Origin of the sequence: Streptomyces sp. T12, from assembly GCF_028736035.1 — a bacterium.
Taxonomy (GTDB): domain Bacteria; phylum Actinomycetota; class Actinomycetes; order Streptomycetales; family Streptomycetaceae; genus Streptomyces.
The window spans coordinates 1,916,792-1,936,431 of the sequence record NZ_CP117866.1 but is presented as its reverse complement, the minus strand read 5'-3'; the positions used below and the strand labels follow the sequence as shown (position 1 = coordinate 1,936,431).

The window sequence follows — 19,640 nt, the reverse complement described above, 5'->3', positions numbered from 1 at the left end:
CCCCTTCCCAATCAATGGTCCTGGGCAATACCTTATGGCTCCCGGCTGACCGAAGTAAGCCGAATGGAGGCTCTCCCGTGGCAGACCGCACACCCCCGCTGAGCGTCGAGGAGCTGCACGCCCTCGTCGCAGGCGGTGAGATCGACACTGTCGTCCTGGCCTTCCCCGATATGCAAGGGCGGCTCCAGGGCAAGCGGTTCGCCGCCCGCTTCTTCCTCGACGAGGTCCTCCACCACGGCACCGAGGGCTGCAACTACCTCCTCGCCGTCGACACCGAGATGAACACCGTCGACGGCTACGCCATGTCCTCCTGGGACCGCGGCTACGGCGACTTCGCCATGCACCCCGACCTGGCCACGCTCCGCCGCCTGCCCTGGAACGCCGGTACGGCCATGCTCGTCGCCGACCTCGCCTGGAACGACGGCTCGCCCGTGGTCGCCGCACCCCGCCAGATCCTGCGCCGCCAGCTGGAGCGCCTCGCCGAGCACGGTTACACCGCCAAGGTCGGCACCGAGCTGGAGTTCATCGTCTTCAAGGACACCTACGAGCAGGCCTGGGACGCGAACTACCGCGGGCTGACCCCGGCCAACCAGTACAACATCGACTACTCGGTGCTGGGGACCGGCCGGATCGAGCCGCTGCTGCGCCGCATCCGCAACGAGATGACGGGCGCCGGGCTCACCGTCGAGTCCGCCAAGGGCGAATGCAACCCCGGCCAGCACGAGATCGCCTTCAAGTACGACGACGCCCTGGTCACCTGCGACCAGCACGCCGTCTACAAGACCGGCACCAAGGAGATCGCCGCCCAGGAGGGCGTCTCGATCACCTTCATGGCCAAGTACAACGAGCGCGAGGGCAACTCCTGCCACATCCACCTCTCGCTCGCCGACCCGGCCGGGAACAACGCCATGGCGGGCTCCTCGGACGACCCCGGTGGCATGTCCGAGGTCATGCGGCACTTCCTCGCCGGACAGCTGGCCGCCCTGCGGGACTTCTCGCTGCTCTACGCCCCCAACATCAACTCCTACAAGCGGTTCCAGCCGGGCTCCTTCGCCCCGACCGCCGTCGCCTGGGGCTACGACAACCGCACCTGTGCCCTGCGCGTCGTCGGCCACGGCCGCTCGATGCGCTTCGAGAACCGGCTCCCCGGCGGCGACGTCAACCCGTACCTCGCGGTGGCCGGACTGGTCGCGGCCGGCCTCTACGGCATCGAGCAGAAGCTGGAGCTGCCCGAGCCCTGCCCCGGCAACGCCTACGCCGCCGACTTCGCGCACGTCCCCACCACGCTGCGCGAGGCCGCCGAGCTCTGGGAGAACAGCCCGATCGCCAAGGCGGCCTTCGGCGACGAGGTCGTCGCGCACTACCGCAACATGGCGCGCGTCGAGCTGGACGCCTTCGACGCCGCGGTCACCGACTGGGAGCTGCGCCGCTCCTTCGAACGTATGTGAGGCCCTTCTTGTCTGCCGAGTACATGTCTTCCGAGCACGTACTGGAAGTACTGAACCCCGCCACCGAGGAGGTCGTGGCCACCGTCCCGGCGGCCACCGCGGCCGACGTGGACGCGGCCGTCGTACGCGCCACGAAGGCGCAGTCCGCGTGGGCGGCCCTCGCCCCCGGCGAACGCGCCCGGCTGCTCCGCCGTTTCGCCGTCGCGGTCGACGAACACCTCGAAGAACTGGCCCAGTTGGAGGTCCGCGAGGCCGGGCACACCGTCGGCAACGCCCGCTGGGAGGCGGGCAACGTCCGCGATCTGCTGGACTACGCGGCCGGGGGAGTGGAACGGCTGACGGGACGCCAGATCCCGGTGCCCGGCGGCCTGGACGTGACGATCCTCGAACCGCTCGGCGTCGTGGGCGTCATCGCCCCCTGGAACTTCCCGATGCCGATCGCGGCCTGGGGCACGGCCCCGGCGCTCGCGGCAGGCAATGCCGTCCTCCTCAAGCCCGCCGAGACCACCCCGCTGACCGCGATGCGGCTGTCCGAACTCGCCCTGGAGGCAGGCCTTCCGGAGGGGCTGTTCCAGGTCCTTCCCGGCCACGGTCCCGTCGCGGGCAACGCCCTCGTCGAGCACCCGGGTGTCGCGAAGATCGTCTTCACCGGGTCAACGACCGTGGGCAAACAGGTGTTGGCGAAGGGCTCGGCGCTCCTCAAGCGCGTCACCCTCGAACTCGGCGGCAAGAGCCCCAACATCGTCTTCGACGACGCCGACCTCGAAGCCGCCGCGGCCGCCACCCCCATGTCCTTCCTCGACAACTCCGGCCAGGACTGCTGCGCCCGCACCCGCATCCTCGTCCAGCGCTCCGCCTACGACCGGTTCCTGGAGCTGCTGAGCCCGGCGATCGAGGCGGTGACGGTCGGTGACCCGGCCGACGAGAAGACCGACATGGGCCCGCTCATCTCCAAGGCCCAGCTGGACCGGGTGCGTTCGTACGTCGACTCAGGCGCCGACGGCATCCGGGGCAAGGCCCCCGAGGGCCCGGGCTTCTGGTTCCCGCCCACCGTCCTCACCGGCGTCGACCCACGCGCGCGCGTGGCCGTCGAGGAGGTCTTCGGCCCGGTCGCCGTAGTGCTCCCCTTCGAGGACGAGGCGCAGGCCGTGGCCCTCGCCAACGCCACCGACTACGGCCTCTCCGGCTCCATCTGGACCCGTGACGTCGGCCGCGCCCTGCGCGTCTCCCAGGCGGTCCGGGCCGGCAACCTGTCCGTCAACTCCCACTCCAGCGTCCGCTACTGGACCCCCTTCGGCGGCTTCAAGCAGTCCGGCATCGGCCGCGAGCTGGGCCCGGACGCCCTGACCGCCTTCACCGAAACCAAGAACGTCTTCATCAGCACGGAGGCCTGAGCCGCTCATGACCGACAACACCGAGGGAACCATCTGCCGCCGCCTGGTGGGCCGTACGGCCGTCATCACCGGAGCCGGCAGCGGCATCGGCCTCGCCACTGCCCGCCGACTCGCCTCCGAGGGCGCTCACGTCGTCTGCGGCGACGTCGACGAGCAGCGCGGCAAGGCCGCCGCCGAGGAAACCGGCGGGATCTTCGTGAAGGTCGACGTCACCGACGCCGAGCAGGTCGAGGCGCTGTTCAAGACGGCGTACGACACCTACGGCAGCGTCGACATCGCCTTCAACAACGCCGGCATCTCGCCGCCCGACGACGACTCCATCCTGGAGACCGGCCTGGAGGCCTGGAAGCGCGTCCAGGAGGTCAACCTGACCTCCGTCTACCTGTGCTGCAAGGCCGCCATCCCCTACATGCGGCAGCAGGGCAAGGGCTCCATCATCAACACGGCGTCCTTCGTGGCCCGGATGGGCGCGGCCACCTCCCAGATCTCGTACACGGCCTCCAAGGGCGGCGTGCTGGCCATGTCCCGCGAACTGGGCGTGCAGTTCGCCCGAGACGGCATCCGGGTCAACGCCCTGTGCCCGGGACCGGTCAACACCCCCCTCCTCCAGGAGCTGTTCGCCAAGGACCCGGAGCGCGCCGCGCGCCGCCTCGTCCACATCCCGGTCGGCCGTTTCGCCGAGGCCGACGAGATCGCCGCCGCCGTCGCCTTCCTGGCCAGCGACGACTCCTCCTTCGTCAACGCCACCGACTTCCTGGTCGACGGCGGAATCTCGGGGGCGTACGTCACGCCGCTGTAGGCCGCCCTACAGTGGCCGGGATGAGCATGACACCCTCGCCCGGCTGGTACCGCGACCCCAAGGCCCCGCACCTGGAGCGCTGGTGGGACGGAACGGCCTGGACCGAGCACCGGCGCGCTCCCGAGGTTCCGGGACCGCCGGTGCCGACGCCGCCCGGCCCGCCGGTGCCCGGCCCATCGCCCGCCGGTGATGTCGCCGCGCAGCGGTCCAGGGTCATCGCCCTCACCGCCGCCGGAGCCGTCCTGGTCTCCGCGATCGTCACGGGCGCGATCGTGCTCGGCAAGGACGAGGGGGGCCCGGAGGTGAACACCGCGCCGACGCTCGCGACTTCGGAGCCCGCGCCCCGCGAGCCGGCCACCGACACCCCCACCCCCACCCCCTCGGAGTCCACCTCCGAGCCCTCCGCCGACGACCCGGCCGTCGTGGAGGACCAACTCAACGGCATCACCCTGCCGTTGCTCGACGGCTGGGTCAGGCCACAGACCTTCACCGAGCCCGACGTCCTCATGTCCACGGACGGCACCTACGAATGCCCCGGCGACGACTTCGGCTTCTGCCGGCACGGCAAGGTCATCTCGCGCACGGCGACCCAGAACGGCGAGACGTCCCCCGAGGCCCTCGCCAAGACGGACATCAAGGAGGCGGCCGACGAGGCCTACGACCGCGACCGCCTCGGTCGGCGCCCCTTCGGTGGCATCGAGTCCCACCAGGTCGTCAAGTCCGGCCCGGTCAAGGTGGCGGGCCGCACCGGCTACTTCGTGCGCTGGCGGGTCACGACCGCCGAGGGACCGGGCGGCTACGTCCAGTCCCTCGCCTTCGCGTCCCCCGTCGGCACCGGGGCGCCGGTCCTCGTCCGCTACGTCTTCGACGCGGGCGAGGACGGGCCGCCCCTGGCCGACATGGACCGCTTCACGCGGGGCATCCGGCCCACGACGGACTGAGCCGCGGGAACTGCGCTGCAGGAACTGAGCTAGAGGAAGGTGTGCCCCTCACCCCGATACGTCGGCACGGTGGCCGTCACGGAGTCCCCCTCGATGAGATGGAGCATCTCGAACCGCTCGCACAGCTCACCCGCCTTGGCGTGCCGGAACCACACCTTGTCGCCGATCAGCAGATCGTCGGCGGGGGAGCCGAGCAGCGGCGTCTGCACCTCGCCGGGCCCCTCCTGAGGGTCGTACCGCAGCCCCTGAGGCAGATACGGCACCGGCAGCCGGTCGGGCCCGGCCGCACCCGAGGCCGGATACCCACCGCCGAGCACGGTCACCACCCCGACCCCCGGCCGGCGCACGACCGGCTGGGCGAACAGCGCGGCCGGACGCCCGCTGAAGGATGTGTAGTTGTCGAACAGCCGCGGCACATACAGCCCCGACCCGGCCCCGATCTCGGTGACGGAGTCCTCGGCGGCGGTGTGCTGCACACTGCCGGTCCCGCCGCCGTTGACGAACTCAAGCCCCGGCGCCACGGCCCGCACCGCCCGCACCACCTCGGCCCGTCGCTCGGCCAGTTCCCGGCGCGCGGCGGCCTGCATCAGCCGCACGGCACGCGACCGCAGCGGCCGCCCCGCCACGGCGTCCCCGACCCCGGCGATGTGCCCCTCGTACGCCATGATCCCGACCAGCTCGAACCCGGGCCGCCGGGCGACGACCCGAGCCATGTCGGCGACCTGCGCGGGAGAGTGCAGCGGCGAACGCCGGGCCCCGACCCGCACGCGCCCGCCGAGCAGCTTCAGCGAGGTGTCCAACTCCAGGCAGACCCGGACGACTTCACGTCCCCCCTCCCGGGACTCGTCGATGAGCCGGAGCTGTGCCGGATCGTCGATCATCACGGTGACGGCGGAGGCGAGCTTGGGATCGCCGGCCAGCTCGGCGAAGGCGGCGCGGTCGGCGGACGGATAGGCGAGGAGGACGTCGTCGAACCCGGACCGTGCCAGCCACAGGGACTCGGCGAGCGTGAAGGACATGATCCCCGCGAACCCGTCCTTCGCGAGCACCCGCTCCAGCAGGGCACGGCAGCGTACGGACTTGCTGGCGACGCGGATCGGCTTTCCACCGGCCCGGCGGACGAGGTCGTCCGCGTTGGCGTCGAAGGCGTCCAGGTCCACGATCGCGAGAGGGGCGTCGAGAGGGGCGGTGGCCCGGTCGTAACGGGCCCGGTCGGCGGCGCGCGCAGTCATGAACGAAGCCTGCCATGCAGGATTACCGCAGGGTAGGGGGATGTTCCGGGCAGATGCACACGGGGTCCCGGACTGGTTCCCGTTCGCCCAGGATCAACCCGTAGAGTGACGCGCACGCATGTGTGGGGAAAGCCCCGGCCGCACGACCGCGCCGGGATGACGCCCCGCCCGTGCGGGTATGCGTGCCTGGTCGGACGAGTCCGCGCCGGGCAGACGGACAACGCGACGACGGCCCGCGTACGAGGATGGGCCCGGGCATGAGGAAACGGGGGGTGCATGAGCACGGAAGCGCGCCGCGCCCCCGTCCCGCCACGCCCCACGGCACCCCCACCGCCCGCCGCCCCACCCCGTCCGGCCACACCGCCGAGACCCGCCCAGCCGCCGACGCCCGGCGACACACAGGGTGAGCAGACGGCCTTGGGCGCCCAGACCACACGGGCACCCGGCGAGGGTTCGCGAACGGAGGGATCGGTGCCTGACGGTGTCGGCGCAGGGCCGGGCCCGGGGTCGCGAGGGGCGCCGCAGGGGACGGTGCGTGGTGGTGCCGGCGTGAGGCCGGGCTCGGCCGGTCCTGTGCCGGCCCGCGGCGAGGCCGCCGCGCCGCCGCAGACCGACGGCGTCGGCTCCGGTTCCGGATCCCCGGACCCGCGTGCCTGGGCCGGATCGCCGGGCTTGGACGGCTCACGTGCCGTGCCGTCGCCTCGGAGCAGCGGCGTCGCCGACGGCGTCCGCGCCGGGTCGACGGGCGCAGACGGCGCCCCTTCGTCGCCCCCGCACGGCGACCGGACCGGACCCACGGGCCCCAGCGGACGCACGTCCGCCGACTCCGCCGCCCCGCGCCGCACCCCGGCCCCCACCGAGGCCGCCCCCACGTCCCCGCCCCCACCCCGTGCCTCGGCACGCTTCCCGGACACGCCGCCGACGGCGGGACGTCCCGACGCCCGCGACGGGCATCGGGACAGTGGCGGATCGTTGCGCCGCGAGGACACCGGACAGGCCGTACCCGAGGGCACACCGCCCCGCCCGGCCGACCGTCCCTCGCCGCCACGCCGTACGGGCGCCCCCGCCGAGACCGCTGCGGAGACCACCTTCCGCCTCCGTCCGATCCCCGCGGAACCGTCGCCCGAGGCCGACAACCGCCCATCCTCCGCACGGGGCCCCGCCGGCGCACCTGCCCAGCCGGGCACCGTCCCCGCGCAGGGCTCCGTCGGCATGCCCCAGAAGCCGGCCACCCGCCCCGGTGCCGCGCCTGCCGAGCCCGCTCGCCCCGCCGGTTCCGGCCCTCTGCCTCCCCTGCGTCCCGCCCCGGAGCCGTCGGCCGGAGACGGTCCGGCGAGCCGGGGGCACGCGGTCTCGACCCCCGCCGGGCCCACCCACGCCACGACCGGCCACGCCACGAGCACCCACGGCCACGCCACTAGCACCCACGGCCACGCCGCGAACGGCCACGGCGCCGCCGCTTTCTCCCCGGACCCGTCCCTCTCCTGGAGCGCCCCCATGGCGCCGGGCGGGGCACCGGGATCCCAGCGCCCCGTCGTGTCGTTCGCGGAGCCCGAGGGCTACGACGCGCAGGCTCGACCGCGGCCCCTGGGGGTGCGCATCCGGCCACGGATTGCCGGGGCGGCCGCCTGTGTCGTGCTCGGACTCGGGCTCATCGGCGGGGCCCTGACCGGGAGTTGGCTGATCGGCGACCCGGGCGAAGCTGGTGCTCAGGACACCTTCGCCGCGGCCGGGAGCCTGTGGCACAGCATCCCCGTCGACAAGCTGTTCCCGCCCACCGTGATCGGGCAGGGCGCCGGACCCGGTGGCGCCGACCGGACGTGGACGCGGATCGCCGTGGCCCCGGACACCGGCTGTGCGAACGCCTTCGACCCGCTGCTGCGCAAGGCCCTCGCCCCCGCAGGCTGCCAGCGCCTCCTGCGCGCCACCTACATCGACGCCACCCAGAGCTACGTCACCACCGTCGGCCTGCTCTTCACCAAGGCCGACGCCGCTGCCATGCGCGCGCTCGACACCGAGTTCACCAAAGAGGGCCTCGACCGCCGCAGCGACCTCATGCCCCGCCCCTACGCCGCCAAGGGCACCCTGGCCGCCGGATTCGGCGCCGAACAGCGCGCCTCGTGGACCGTCTCCGTCCTCACCGACGCCCCGGTCGTCGTCTACGCCGTCTCCGGCTGGGCCGACGACCGCACCGTCGACGAGCCCGAGCCCGCCCAGGAGGCCATGCAGTCCGGCGCCACCACGGACGTCGCCCAGGCCGGCCTCGGCCACGAGGCGCAGGGCCTCGCCGACCGCGTCGAACGCTCCCTGCGCAAGAACGTCAGCCCGTCCACGGAGCAGTCGTCATGAACACCGGCCCGAACAGCGCGGCGGCCTCTGCCGCGACCGCAGCGACCGCCGAGACCGCCGACACCAGCGCTGTGAAGTCCGTCCTGACCCGGCGCACCGGCCCCCTCGCCGTCCTCCTCGGCGCCTGTCTCGCCCTTCTGCCGCCCACCGCCGCGCACGCCGACTCCATACGTGCCCGGCAGTGGGCCCTGGACGCCATGCACACGCAGGAGGCCTGGCAGACCACCAAGGGCAAGGGCACCACCGTCGCCGTCCTCGACACCGGCGTCGAGCCCGACCACCCCGACCTGTCCGGCAACGTCCTCGACGGCCAGGACATGGTCGGCTTCGGGGCCGAGCCCGGCGACCGCGCCTGGGCCCGGCACGGCACCGCGATGGCCGGCATCATCGCCGGCCACGGACACGGCGCCGGCAACGGCGACGGCGTCATGGGCATCGCCCCCGAGGCCAAGATCCTCCCCGTCCGCGTCATCCTCGAGGACGGCGACCCCGCCCGCGCCAAGGCCCGCAGCACCCGTGGCAACGCCCTCGCCGACGGCATCCGCTGGGCCGCCGACCACGGCGCCGACGTCATCAACCTCTCCCTCGGCGACGACTCCAAGTCCGCCCACCCCGAGGCGGGCGAGGACGAGGCCGTCCAGTACGCCCTGAAGAAGGGCGCCGTCATCGTCGCCTCGGCCGGCAACGGCGGCGAGAAGGGCGACCACATCTCCTACCCGGCGGCCTACCCGGGCGTCATCGCCGCGGCCGCCGTCGACCGCTACGGCACCCGCGCCTCGTTCTCCACCCGCCGCTGGTACGCCACGGTCAGCGCCCCCGGCGTCGACGTCATCATCGCCGACCCCGACCACAAGTACTACGAGGGCTGGGGCACGAGCGCCGCGGCGGCCTTCGTCTCCGGAGCGGTGGCCCTGCTCAAGGCCGCCCACCCTGGCCTGACCCCGGCCCAGATCAAGAAGCTCCTGGAGGACACGGCCCGCAACGCCCCCGCCGACGGCCGCGACGACTCCCGCGGCTACGGCTTCATCGACCCGGCGGCGGCCATCAAGGAGGCCTCCCGCATCAAGCCGAAGGGCCTGACGGCCGTGGCGTACGGCGAGGAGTACTTCGGCTCGGGTCCCGATGCCGCCAAGTCGGAGGACGACACGACGAGTTGGGCCGCCTGGCTCGCGGGCGGCGCCGGCGGCGTCCTGCTGGTCTCGGCGGTCGCACTGTGGCGCGGCCGCCGCGCACGCTACGAGTTCTAGCCGCCGGGTCCGTCACGAGGAGGTGGCGGAGGTCGCCGCAGCCGGGGAGGCGGACGAGGTCTGGCCGGCGAGCACGGACACCGCCGCCTGCGCCGCCGCCTCGATCAGCGAAACCCCCTTCGCCTTCGTCGAGTTGCCGTCGGACAGTGCCGCCACCAGGTAGCCGTGGCCGTCCACCGTCACCCGCCCGATGCTGTTGATGTCCCACAGCCCGGTGGCGGTGCGCGGCAACCAGCCGTTCTTCAACGCCCACGCCGAGCCGTCGGCCGCGGCCGACACCCCCCACTGCTGGTCGACCGCTATCTCCCCCATCAACTCCTGCAGATACGCCCGCGACCGCCCGCTCAGCTCCGAATCCTCCCCGAACACCTGCTGCAGCAGCGTGAGTTGGTCGGCGGCAGTGGTCTGCGTCAGTCCCCAGTACATGCCGTCGCCGCCCTCGGTGTCCGCGAGCCCGAGGCGCGCATTCGCGGCGTCGAGCCCCTCCGCCTTCCCGATCGCCCGCCACAGGGCCGACGCGGCGGTGTTGTCACTGTTCTCGATCATGTCGGCCGCGTACGACTTCTCCGTGGCGGTGAGCTCACGCCCCGCGTCCTGCGCCTGGAGCAGCAGCGCGGCCAGGATGTCGACCTTGACGATGCTCGCGGTGTCGAAGCTGCTGTTCCCGTACCTGGCGCCGGCACCGGACTCCAGGTCCAGCACCGCCACCGACACCTCGGCGCCCTCCTCGACGGTCACCGACTCCATGGCCTCGGCCAGCAGTACGTCATGGTCCACCGTCGGCTGTGCCACGGGTTCCACAGAAGCCTCCCCACCCGCCCGGGCCGAAACCGACGCCGAGGCCGACGGCGTCACCGCTGACGATACGGCGCTCCCTCCCGAGTGCGCCTGAGCCTGCATGTACACGGTCCCCGCGGCGGCACCGCCGACGATGACGACGAACGCGAGCGCGGTGTACGGCAGGGGCCGGCGACGTCGGCGGGCTCTGGAAGACTCCATGTCCGCGATCGTCGGGCCGGCGACTGTGCGGGCCGTTAGACGGACGTTAGATGTGTGTCAGGGAAATCTGAGATTCCGGTGAAACGCGTCACAGCCGGGTTTCCGGGGCCGCACAAGCGCAGCAGCATCCCCCCGATAGGGTCGGTGACCGTGGCGAACAAGAACATTCCCGACTCCCCCTTCTCCGACGACGACGGCACCGCCGACCCCCGGCTGAGCGCCGCGCTCGCCGCCTGGGCCGAGGACCGCACCGCCGAGGGACCCGTGCTGGAGGCGCTCAAGGGCGCCCGGCTGCTCGTCCCCGTCGTGGCCGTGCTCGGCGAGGTGGAGGAGGACGAGAACGGGCTGCGCCACGAGAAGACCAGCGACATGGCCGTACCGACCCTGAAGGCCGGCGACCGCACCGCCCTGCCCGCCTTCACGTCCACCGACTCGCTCGCCCGCTGGGACCCGGCGGCCCGCCCCGTCGCCGTACCCCTGCACCAGGCCCTGCAGGCCGCGGCACACGAGAAGGCGGACACGATCGTGCTGGACATGGCCGGGCCAGTGACGTACGAGCTGACGGGGCGCGCGCTGCTCGCGCTCGCCGAGGGCCGTACGACGACCGACCCGCTCGCCGACCCGGCCGTCGTTGCGGCCGTGCGCACTGCTGTCGCCGCCGAGCCCGCCGTCCTGCGTGCCCACCTCGGGCCCGGGCAGGCCGACGGCACCCTCGCCCTCGTACTGGACCCGGCCGAGCCCCCGGCCCGGGCCGCGCGGTCGGTGGCGGAGCGCCTCGCCGCCGACGAAACACTGAGGGCCCGCCTGGTGCGCGGCCTCGACCTGGCACTGCTGCCGGCCGAGGCGACGCCACCGGGCGAGCCCCTGTACGTACGGGGATGAACTAGCCGTAGATCGGGCCGGTGTACTTCTCGCCCGGCCCCTGACCCGGCTCGTCCGGGACGATCGACGCCTCACGGAACGCCAGCTGCAGCGACTTCAGCCCGTCGCGCAGCGGCGCCGCGTGGAACGAGCTGATCTCCGTCGCGCTCGCGTCCAGCAGACCGGCGAGGGCGTGCACCAGCTTGCGGGCCTCGTCCAGGTCCTTGAACTTGTCGCCCTCCTCGGTCAGACCGAGCTTCACGGCGGCGGCGCTCATCAGATTGACGGCGACCGTCACGATCACCTCGACCGCCGGGACCTCGGCGATGTCGCGGGTCATGGCGTCGAAGTCGGACGTGCCGGGGGTCTCGGGGCTGTCCGAGGGGGAGGTCTCACTCATGCCCCACACGATAGGGGGCCGGGGCGGAGCGGGCCCCGGTTGCCCTCGGTTAGCCGTTCCTGGCCCGAGCTGCTAACCTTGTGTAACGACCGGCCGGACACTCATGTGCTCGGCCCACAAGTGGAGGCTCCGATCTCCCACCTGACCGTCCCCCGGGACGGCGGGTCACCCCGGTCAGGCGGCCACCATCGTTCCGTACGGACGATGGAGTCGCCCGAAAGTGCGCCCCCGCGATCACCGCGAAGGTGCTCCGGCAGTGTTTTGGAGCCCCGCCTGTGATCGTCCGGGGCATTTTTTGTGCTTCGGCGCGGTTAGGTCTTACGAAAGAGACATACGCGGCTGTCCGCCAGACCGCCGTGTGGTGCTAACCGAGGAGGATCCATCAGCGCCGAGCCCCGCATCAACGACCGGATTCGCGTTCCCGAGGTGCGACTTGTCGGTCCCAGTGGCGAGCAGGTGGGCATTGTCCCGCTGGCCAAGGCACTGGAGCTTGCGCAGGAGTACGACCTGGACCTGGTCGAGGTCGCGGCGAACGCCCGTCCGCCCGTGTGCAAGCTCATGGACTACGGGAAGTTCAAGTACGAGTCGGCCATGAAGGCCCGTGAGGCGCGCAAGAACCAGGCGCACACGGTCATCAAGGAGATGAAGCTCCGGCCGAAGATCGACCCGCACGACTATGACACCAAGAAGGGTCACGTCGTCCGGTTCCTCAAGCAGGGCGACAAGGTCAAGATCACGATCATGTTCCGTGGTCGCGAGCAGTCCCGGCCCGAGCTGGGCTACCGACTGCTGCAGCGCCTCGCGGAGGACGTCCAGGACCTCGGTTTCGTCGAGTCGAACCCGAAGCAGGACGGCCGAAACATGATCATGGTTCTCGGTCCGCACAAGAAGAAGACCGAGGCGATGGCCGAGGCCCGCCAGGCACAGGAAGCCCGCAAGGCAGACGCGAAGGCCAACCCCGGCAAGTCGCAGAACGTCGCGGAGTCCGCGGACGCCGAGAGCGTCGTGGAGACCGAGGCACCTGCCGAGGCTTCTGCCGAGGCGTGATCCCGGGGGGCGCGAGTCCCCAGGATGTAACCGATACAACAGCGACGTTCCACCGTGCCCGGTTTCACGACCGGGCACCGGAACGCCACCGACGAGGAGAGAACGGCGCTATGCCGAAGAACAAGTCGCACAGCGGTGCCAGCAAGCGCTTCAAGATCACCGGCTCCGGCAAGGTGCTCCGCGAGCGTGCCGGCAAGCGCCACCTGCTCGAGCACAAGTCGTCCCGCGTGACGCGTCGCCTCACCGGCAACGCCGAGATGGCCCCGGGCGACGCCGCGAAGATCAAGAAGCTTCTCGGCAAGTGACGTCAGCGGCGCCCCCACTGAGCGCCGTACGTCTGGACCGGGACCCAATCGATTCCGGGCCGTGTGAGTCCAACCACGGCCCCGCTACAAGGAGTAAAAAGTGGCACGCGTCAAGCGGGCAGTGAACGCCCACAAGAAGCGCCGGGCGATCCTCGAGCAGGCTTCCGGCTACCGCGGTCAGCGTTCGCGCCTGTACCGCAAGGCCAAGGAGCAGGTCACCCACTCGCTGGTCTACAACTACAACGACCGCAAGAAGCGCAAGGGTGACTTCCGTCAGCTGTGGATCCAGCGCATCAACGCCGCTGCCCGCGCCAACGGCATCACGTACAACCGCTTCATCCAGGGTCTGAAGGCCGCGAACGTCGAGGTCGACCGCAAGATCCTGGCCGAGCTGGCGGTCAACGACGCGAACGCGTTCGCCGCGCTCGTCGAGGTCGCGCAGAAGGCGCTGCCGTCGGACGTCAACGCGCCGAAGGCTGCGTGACGCTCCGCCGGCTCTAGGCCGACGTGACTGAAGGGACCCGCAGGCCGAGGAGGCTTGCGGGTCCTGTTGTGTCCGTGAACTTCGAAACACCAAGGTGAACCCCATGCCCTCCGTCAGCCCCGAGCTGATCTCCCCCCGTTCCCCCCGCGTCTCCGCCGCCCGGCGGCTCGCCAAGCGGAACTTCCGGGGCAAGGAGCGGCTGTTTCTCGCGGAGGGGCCGCAGGCCGTGCGGGAGGCGGCGGCGTACGGGTCCACGCTCGTCGAGCTGTTCACGACCGTCGAGGCGGCGGAGCGGTACGCCGACATCATCGGCGAGGCCCGTGAGGCGGGCGCCCGAGTGCACCTGGCCGCGGAGCAGGTGATCGCCGACATCTCCACCACCGTCACCCCGCAGGGGCTCGTCGGGGTCTGCCGGTTCATCGACACCCCCTTCGAGGAGATCCTCGCCGCCCGGCCCAAGCTCGTCGCCGTACTCGCGCACGTGCGGGACCCCGGGAACGCCGGGACCGTGCTGCGGTGTGCGGACGCCGCCGGGGCCGAGGCCGTCGTACTCACCGACGCGTCCGTGGATCTGTACAACCCCAAGGCCGTACGGGCCTCCGTGGGGTCGCTGTTCCACCTGCCCGTCGCCGTCGGTGTCCCTGTCGAGCGGGCCGTGGCGGGGCTCAAGGACGCCGGTGTGCGGATCCTCGCCGCCGACGGGGCGGGGACGGACGATCTCGACGACGAGCTCGACAAGGGGAGCATGGGCGGGCCCACCGCCTGGGTGTTCGGGAACGAGGCCTGGGGGCTTCCGGAGGAGACCCGCGCGCTGGCCGACGCCGTCGTGCGCGTCCCGATCCACGGGAAGGCCGAGAGCCTGAACCTCGCCACCGCCGCCGCCGTATGTCTCTATGCGTCGGCCCGTGCACAGCGCGCCTCCGGAGGGTGCCGCACCGTCACCGAGAGCTAAGCCCCTGCCGCCGGATTCCCGCCTGCCCCGCGGCGTCTGGCACGCACGCTCGCCGCGTTGCCGAACCGCCCACGTGGCTCCGCCACGAGGGCGCTCCGGCGCCTTGCGATCGCACGCACCAGACGCCGCGGGGCCCGCCCTTCGGGCGGACGGCGGGAATCCGGCGGCAGGGGCTAGTAGGGTGACCAGCTCGGGGCCCCTCAGCCGTCGTGAGAGGTGGGGTACGGGGATGAGTGTCGGCACGAGCAGCGCGCCGGGGGCACGGGAGGTGCGGCGGCCGTCCGCGTCCTGTCCCGGTGATCTCGCCGAGCTCGGCATCGATCCCGACGACCTGCCCGACGGCCTCGTCGTCGCCGACGAGCACGGGCACGTCATCTGCTTCAACGCCGCTGCCGAGCGCATCACCGCAGTCCGCGCCGCCGACGCCCTCGGGCAGCGGCTGGAGAAGGCCCTGCCGTTAGAGGACCTGGAGGGGCGGCGCTGGTGGCAGCTGACCGATCCGTACGGCGGGCTCGCCATTCGGCGCAGGCAGCCGGAGCGCAATCTCCTCCTTCCCGGCGGGCGTGAGGTGCTCGTCTCGGTGCGGTACGTCCGCAGCGAGCCCACCGGCCCCGTGCGCCGCGTCGTCGTCTCGCTCCGCGACACCGAGGCCCGTCGCCGCACCGAGCGCAGCCACGCCGAGCTGATCGCCACCGTCGCCCACGAACTGCGCTCACCGCTCACCTCGGTCAAGGGCTTCACCGCCACCCTCCTCGCCAAGTGGGAACGGTTCACCGACGACCAGAAGCGGCTCATGCTGGAGACCGTCGACGCCGACGCCGACCGCGTGACCCGGCTCATCGCCGAGCTGCTCGACATCTCGCGGATCGACTCCGGGCGGCTGGAGGTGCGCCGCCAGCCCGTCGACATAGGCGCGGCCGTGGGGCGGCACATCCAGGCCTACGTCGCCGCCGGCCAGCCCGCCGACCGGTTCCTGCTGCGCATCGAGCAGCCGCTGCCCGCCCTGTGGGCCGACCCCGACAAGATCGACCAGGTGCTCAGCAACCTCATCGAAAATGCCGTGCGGCACGGCGACGGAACGGTCACCATTGACATCACGGCCACGGCGTCCCCGCGCGAAGACGAGGACACCGGCACGTCGGTCACGGTGAGCGACGAGGGGCCTGGCATCCCGGAGGAGTCCATGAACCGCGTCTTCACCCGCTTCTGGCGGGGCAGCAAGCGCGGCGGCACGGGCCTCGGGCTCTACATCGTCAAGGGCATCGTCGAGGCGCACGGCGGCGCCATCGAGGTCGGCCGCGCCCCCGGCGGCGGCGCGCAGTTCCGATTTACGTTGCCCGTGGCGGCACCGGCGTATCTCACCTGAGATCCGGACCGGGCACCACGGGCGCATTCGCATTCCTCAACCCCGTTAGACTCGGCCTTTGGCACCTTTGTGTCCCAAAAACCGTGACGATCTGTCCACGAGTCGGTACGGGGACCTTCAGCCAGCCAATCGGAAGCACGGGAAGAGATGTCGGCACCGAATAAGTCGTACGACCCTGTAGAGGTCGAGGCGTTGAAACCGGAAGAGATCGAGCGCATGCGGGACGAGGCGCTCGCCGCCTTCGCCGCCGCGGACTCCCTCGACGCGCTCCAGGAGGCCAAGGTCGCCCACACCGGCGGCACCTCGCCGCTGGCGCTGGCCAACCGCGAGATCGGCGCCCTGCCCCCGCACGCCAAGGCCGAGGCCGGCAAGCGCGTGGGCCAGGCCCGCGGCGCCGTCAACAAGGGCCTCGCCGCCCGCCAGGCCGAGCTGGAGGCCGAGCGCGACCAGCGGGTACTGGTCGAGGAGGCGGTGGACGTCACGCTGCCGTACGACCGCGTACCGGCCGGCGCCCGCCACCCGCTCACCACCCTGTCGGAGCGCATCGAGGACGTCTTCGTGGCCATGGGCTACGAGGTCGCCGAGGGCCCGCAGGTCGAGGCCGAGTGGTTCAACTTCGACGCCCTGAACATCGGCCCGGACCACCCGGCCCGCGGCGAGGCCGACACCTTCTTCGTCGAGGGCCCCGACGGCGGCAGCGACTCCGGTGTCGTGCTGCGCACCCACACCTCGCCCGTGCAGGTCCGCTCGCTGCTCGACCGCGAGCTGCCGGTCTACGTGATCTGTCCCGGCCGCGTGTACCGCACCGACGAGCTGGACGCCACGCACACCCCGGTCTTCCACCAGGTCGAGCTGCTGGCCGTGGACGAGGGCCTGACCATGGCCGACCTCAAGGGCACCATGGACCACATGGTCCAGGCCCTGTTCGGCGAGGGCATGAAGACCCGGCTGCGGCCGAACTTCTTCCCGTTCACCGAGCCGTCCGCCGAGATGGACATGGTCTGCTACGTCTGCCGCGGCGAGTCCGTCGGCAACCCCGACCGCCCCTGCCGCACCTGCTCCTCCGAAGGCTGGATCGAGCTCGGCGGCTGCGGCATGGTCAACCCGCGGGTGCTCACCGCCTGCGGCGTCGACCCGGAGAAGTACAGCGGCTTCGCCTTCGGGTTCGGCATCGAGCGGATGCTGATGTTCCGCCACAACGTCGAGGACATGCGAGACATGGTCGAGGGTGACGTCCGGTTCACCCGGCCGTTCGGGATGGAGATCTGATGCGGGTCCCGCTTTCTTGGCTGCGGGAGTACGTCGACCTGCCGGCGACCGAAACCGGCCGTGACGTCCAGGCCAAGCTCATTTCGGCCGGTCTCGAGGTCGAGAGCGTCGAGCAGCTCGGCGCCGACCTCAAGGGCCCGCTCGTCGTCGGCCAGGTGCTGACCATCGAGGAGCTGACGGAGTTCAAGAAGCCGATCCGCTTCTGCACCGTCGACGTCGGCCAGGCCAACGGCACCGGCGAGCCCCAGGAGCTCATCTGCGGCGCCCGCAACTTCCAGGTCGGCGACAAGGTCGTGGTCGTCCTCCCGGGTGCCGTGCTGCCCGGCGGCTTCGCGATCGCCGCGCGCAAGACCTACGGCCGTGTCTCGCACGGCATGATCTGCTCCACCAGCGAGCTGGGCATGGGCGACGACGGCACCCACGGCATCATCGTGCTGCCGCCGGAGACCGAGGTCGGCAAGGACGCCATCGAGCTCCTGGAGCTGGTCGACGAGGTCCTGGACATCGCCGTCACCGCCAACCGCGGCGACTGCCTGTCCATCCGCGGCGTCGCCCGCGAGACCGCCATCGGCTACGGCCTGCCGCTGCGCGACCCGGCGCTGCTCGACGTGCCCGGCCCCAACGCCTTCGGCTACCCGGTGCAGGTGTCCGACCCGATCGGCTGTGACCGCTTCACCGCCCGCACGGTGACCGGCCTCAGCCCCGAGGCGCGCTCTCCGATCTGGCTCCAGCGCCGGCTGCAGAAGGTCGGCATGCGCCCGATCTCGCTCACCGTCGACGTCACCAACTACGTGATGATGGAGCTCGGCCAGCCGCTGCACGCCTACGACCGCAACCTGGTCCACGGCACCATCGGAGTGCGCCGGGCCGAGGAGGGCGAGCGGCTCGTCACCCTCGACGACGTCGAGCGCAAGCTGCACGCCGAGGACCTGGTCATCACCGACGAGCGCGGCCCGATCGGCCTCGCGGGCGTCATGGGCGGCGCCCACACGGAGATCGCCGACCACGACGACGTGGAGAACGCGACGACCGACGTGGTCATCGAGGCAGCCCACTTCGACCAGGTCTCCATCGCGCGTACGGCTCGCCGTCACAAGCTGTCCTCGGAGGCGTCCCGCCGCTACGAGCGCGGCGTCGACCCGGCCGCCGCCGCGGCGGCGGCCCAGCGCACGGTCGACCTGCTGGTGCTGCTCGCGGGCGGCACCGCCGACGCCGGTGTCACCGAGGTCGTCACGCCGAACGCCCCGCACACGCTCACCGTCGCGGCCGACCACCCGGACAAGGTCGCGGGTGTCGAGTACGGCCGCGAGACCGTCGTCCGGCGGCTCCAGCAGATCGGCTGCGACGTGTACGGGCAGGACGAGCTGATCGTCACCGTGCCGTCCTGGCGTCCCGACCTCCTTGAGCCGAACGACCTGGCCGAAGAGGTCATCCGCCTGGAGGGCTACGAGAACCTGCCCTCCACGCTGCCCAAGCCGCCGTCCGGCCGTGGTCTGACCCACCGCCAGCGGCTGCACCGCCGGGTCGGCCGCGCGCTGGCCGGAGCGGGCTACGTCGAGGCGCCGAACTACCCCTTCGTCAGCGAGCAGGTCTTCGACCAGCTCGGCCTGGCGGCCGACGACCCGGCCCGCCGCGTCGTCAAGCTGGTCAACCCGCTCAACGACCAGGAGCCCGCGCTTCGTACGTCGCTGCTGCCCGGTCTGCTCGGTGCGCTGCGCCGCAATGACGGGCGGGGCTCGCACGACCTGGCTCTGTTCGAGACGGGTCTGGTCTTCCAGCCGCGTGAGGAGCAGCGCGTCGCCGGTCATCTGCCGGTCGACCGCCGTCCGACCGACGAGGAGATCGCCGCGCTGAACGCCGTGCTGCCCGAGCAGCCGCGCCACGTCGCCGTCGTTCTCGCCGGTGCGCGTGAACAGGCCGGCTGGTGGGGCGGTGGCCGTCCGGCCGGGTGGGCCGACGCGGTCGAGGCGGCGCGTGCCGTGGCGCGGGAAGCCGGGGCCGAGCTGATCGTGCGGGTCGGGCAGTACGGGCCTTGGCATCCGGGGCGGTGCGCCGAGCTGGCGATCACCGTCGACGGTGCGCAGCGGGTTGTCGGTCACGCCGGTGAGCTGCACCCGAGGGTGCTCAAGGCGCTGGGGTTGCCCGCGCGCACCTGTGCGATGGAGCTGGACCTGGACGCCCTGGAGCAGGTCGGTGACGGTACGCCTCAGGCGCCGAGCATCTCGACGTTCCCGGTGGCCACGCAGGATGTCGCCCTCGTGGTGGACAAGCCGGTGCCGGCCGCGGAGGTCGAGGCCGCGCTGCGTGACGGGGCGGGTGAACTCCTCGAGGCGATCCGGCTGTTCGACGTGTACGTCAATGACGAGCAGCTCGGTGACGGGAAGAAGTCGCTCGCGTATGCGCTGCGGTTCCGTGCGGGCGACCGGACGCTGACGGTCGATGAGGCGTCGGCGGCTCGGGACGCGGCGGTTGCCCTGGCGGGCGAGCGTACGGGGGCCGTTCTGAGGGGGTAGTTCGCAGTTCCCCGCGCCCCTGATAGGGCGCGTT

Annotated in this window: 16 protein-coding genes and 1 pseudogene; 14 read left to right on the top strand and 3 right to left on the bottom strand. The window is 71.9% G+C overall.

Annotated elements, in window-relative coordinates; all coding sequences use genetic code 11:
- Positions 1 to 77: 77 nt before the first annotated feature.
- The 4 genes from PBV52_RS08555 to PBV52_RS08540 are packed head-to-tail and all read left to right on the top strand — an operon-like array spanning position 78 to position 4,582.
- Entirely contained in the window at positions 78 to 1,448 is a 1,371-nt protein-coding gene (locus tag PBV52_RS08555; RefSeq protein ID WP_274237681.1) for a glutamine synthetase family protein, read from the top strand.
- A 23-nt stretch (positions 1,449 to 1,471) separates the two neighbouring features.
- Positions 1,472 to 2,842 (top strand): aldehyde dehydrogenase, encoded by a 1,371-nt coding sequence (locus PBV52_RS08550; protein WP_274237680.1) that lies wholly within the window; start codon positions 1,472 to 1,474, stop codon positions 2,840 to 2,842.
- A 7-nt stretch (positions 2,843 to 2,849) separates the two neighbouring features.
- Positions 2,850 to 3,641: a 3-oxoacyl-ACP reductase gene (locus PBV52_RS08545; RefSeq protein WP_274237679.1), complete on the top strand. Its 792-nt coding sequence runs from the start codon at positions 2,850 to 2,852 to the stop codon at positions 3,639 to 3,641.
- A gap of 26 nt (positions 3,642 to 3,667) precedes the next feature.
- Positions 3,668 to 4,582 carry a DUF2510 domain-containing protein gene (locus PBV52_RS08540; protein WP_274249336.1) on the top strand — a complete coding sequence of 305 codons (915 nt, stop codon included), beginning with the start codon at positions 3,668 to 3,670 and terminating at the stop codon, positions 4,580 to 4,582.
- Positions 4,583 to 4,611: 29 nt separating this feature from the next.
- On the opposite strand, the gene PBV52_RS08535 is transcribed toward PBV52_RS08540, so the two are convergent.
- Entirely contained in the window at positions 4,612 to 5,814 is a 1,203-nt protein-coding gene (locus PBV52_RS08535; RefSeq protein ID WP_274237678.1) for an amino acid deaminase/aldolase, read from the bottom strand.
- A 549-nt stretch (positions 5,815 to 6,363) separates the two neighbouring features.
- On the opposite strand from PBV52_RS08535, the gene PBV52_RS51400 reads away from it, so the two are divergent.
- Together PBV52_RS51400 and mycP are read left to right on the top strand one after the other, a co-directional pair.
- Entirely contained in the window at positions 6,364 to 8,163 is a 1,800-nt protein-coding gene (locus tag PBV52_RS51400) for a hypothetical protein (protein WP_306801423.1), read from the top strand.
- Positions 8,160 to 9,410: a type VII secretion-associated serine protease mycosin gene (gene mycP, locus PBV52_RS08525; protein WP_274237677.1), complete on the top strand. Its 1,251-nt coding sequence runs from the start codon at positions 8,160 to 8,162 to the stop codon at positions 9,408 to 9,410. The genes PBV52_RS51400 and mycP overlap by 4 nt, the downstream gene beginning before the upstream one ends.
- Before the next feature lie 12 nt (positions 9,411 to 9,422).
- Here the strand turns inward: mycP and PBV52_RS08520 are convergent, their stop codons facing one another.
- Positions 9,423 to 10,409 carry a serine hydrolase gene (locus PBV52_RS08520; protein WP_274237676.1) on the bottom strand — a complete coding sequence of 329 codons (987 nt, stop codon included), beginning with the start codon at positions 10,407 to 10,409 and terminating at the stop codon, positions 9,423 to 9,425.
- 150 nt (positions 10,410 to 10,559) lie between these two features.
- Here PBV52_RS08520 and PBV52_RS08515 point away from each other — a divergent pair, with 150 nt between their 5' ends.
- Entirely contained in the window at positions 10,560 to 11,291 is a 732-nt protein-coding gene (locus PBV52_RS08515) for an SseB family protein (RefSeq protein ID WP_274237675.1), read from the top strand.
- 1 nt (position 11,292) lies between these two features.
- On the opposite strand, the gene PBV52_RS08510 is transcribed toward PBV52_RS08515, so the two are convergent.
- On the bottom strand, positions 11,293 to 11,670 hold the full coding sequence (locus tag PBV52_RS08510; RefSeq protein WP_274237674.1) for a DUF1844 domain-containing protein: 378 nt from the start codon (positions 11,668 to 11,670) through the stop codon (positions 11,293 to 11,295).
- A 356-nt stretch (positions 11,671 to 12,026) separates the two neighbouring features.
- Here PBV52_RS08510 and infC point away from each other — a divergent pair.
- From infC to pheT, 7 genes and pseudogenes are all read left to right on the top strand, one after another.
- Positions 12,027 to 12,717 (top strand): annotated as a pseudogene (gene infC, locus PBV52_RS08505) (translation initiation factor IF-3).
- A 110-nt stretch (positions 12,718 to 12,827) separates the two neighbouring features.
- Positions 12,828 to 13,022, top strand: coding sequence for a 50S ribosomal protein L35 (gene rpmI / locus PBV52_RS08500; RefSeq protein WP_003977225.1), 195 nt, complete (start codon positions 12,828 to 12,830; stop codon positions 13,020 to 13,022).
- A 100-nt stretch (positions 13,023 to 13,122) separates the two neighbouring features.
- Positions 13,123 to 13,506: a 50S ribosomal protein L20 gene (rplT, locus tag PBV52_RS08495; protein WP_006141703.1), complete on the top strand. Its 384-nt coding sequence runs from the start codon at positions 13,123 to 13,125 to the stop codon at positions 13,504 to 13,506.
- A gap of 103 nt (positions 13,507 to 13,609) precedes the next feature.
- Positions 13,610 to 14,458 carry an RNA methyltransferase gene (locus PBV52_RS08490; protein ID WP_274237672.1) on the top strand — a complete coding sequence of 283 codons (849 nt, stop codon included), beginning with the start codon at positions 13,610 to 13,612 and terminating at the stop codon, positions 14,456 to 14,458.
- A 229-nt stretch (positions 14,459 to 14,687) separates the two neighbouring features.
- Entirely contained in the window at positions 14,688 to 15,824 is a 1,137-nt protein-coding gene (locus tag PBV52_RS08485) for an ATP-binding protein (protein ID WP_274237671.1), read from the top strand.
- A gap of 147 nt (positions 15,825 to 15,971) precedes the next feature.
- Positions 15,972 to 17,093, top strand: coding sequence for a phenylalanine--tRNA ligase subunit alpha (pheS, locus tag PBV52_RS08480; protein WP_274237670.1), 1,122 nt, complete (start codon positions 15,972 to 15,974; stop codon positions 17,091 to 17,093).
- Positions 17,093 to 19,606, top strand: coding sequence for a phenylalanine--tRNA ligase subunit beta (gene pheT / locus PBV52_RS08475; protein WP_274237669.1), 2,514 nt, complete (start codon positions 17,093 to 17,095; stop codon positions 19,604 to 19,606). The genes pheS and pheT overlap by 1 nt, the downstream gene beginning before the upstream one ends.
- The last annotated feature ends 34 nt before the right edge of the window (positions 19,607 to 19,640 follow it).

Coding starts and splice junctions, on each gene's coding strand:
- PBV52_RS08545 (WP_274237679.1), top strand. CDS start 2,850: ATGACCGACAACACCGAGGGAACCATCTGCCGCCGCCTGGTGGGCCGT.
- PBV52_RS08535 (WP_274237678.1), bottom strand. CDS start 5,814: ATGACTGCGCGCGCCGCCGACCGGGCCCGTTACGACCGGGCCACCGCC.
- mycP (WP_274237677.1), top strand. CDS start 8,160: ATGAACACCGGCCCGAACAGCGCGGCGGCCTCTGCCGCGACCGCAGCG.
- PBV52_RS08485 (WP_274237671.1), top strand. CDS start 14,688: ATGAGTGTCGGCACGAGCAGCGCGCCGGGGGCACGGGAGGTGCGGCGG.
- rpmI (WP_003977225.1), top strand. CDS start 12,828: ATGCCGAAGAACAAGTCGCACAGCGGTGCCAGCAAGCGCTTCAAGATC.
- PBV52_RS08510 (WP_274237674.1), bottom strand. CDS start 11,670: ATGAGTGAGACCTCCCCCTCGGACAGCCCCGAGACCCCCGGCACGTCC.
- PBV52_RS08520 (WP_274237676.1), bottom strand. CDS start 10,409: ATGGAGTCTTCCAGAGCCCGCCGACGTCGCCGGCCCCTGCCGTACACC.
- PBV52_RS08490 (WP_274237672.1), top strand. CDS start 13,610: ATGCCCTCCGTCAGCCCCGAGCTGATCTCCCCCCGTTCCCCCCGCGTC.
- pheT (WP_274237669.1), top strand. CDS start 17,093: ATGCGGGTCCCGCTTTCTTGGCTGCGGGAGTACGTCGACCTGCCGGCG.
- pheS (WP_274237670.1), top strand. CDS start 15,972: ATGTCGGCACCGAATAAGTCGTACGACCCTGTAGAGGTCGAGGCGTTG.
- PBV52_RS08540 (WP_274249336.1), top strand. CDS start 3,668: ATGACACCCTCGCCCGGCTGGTACCGCGACCCCAAGGCCCCGCACCTG.
- PBV52_RS08550 (WP_274237680.1), top strand. CDS start 1,472: ATGTCTTCCGAGCACGTACTGGAAGTACTGAACCCCGCCACCGAGGAG.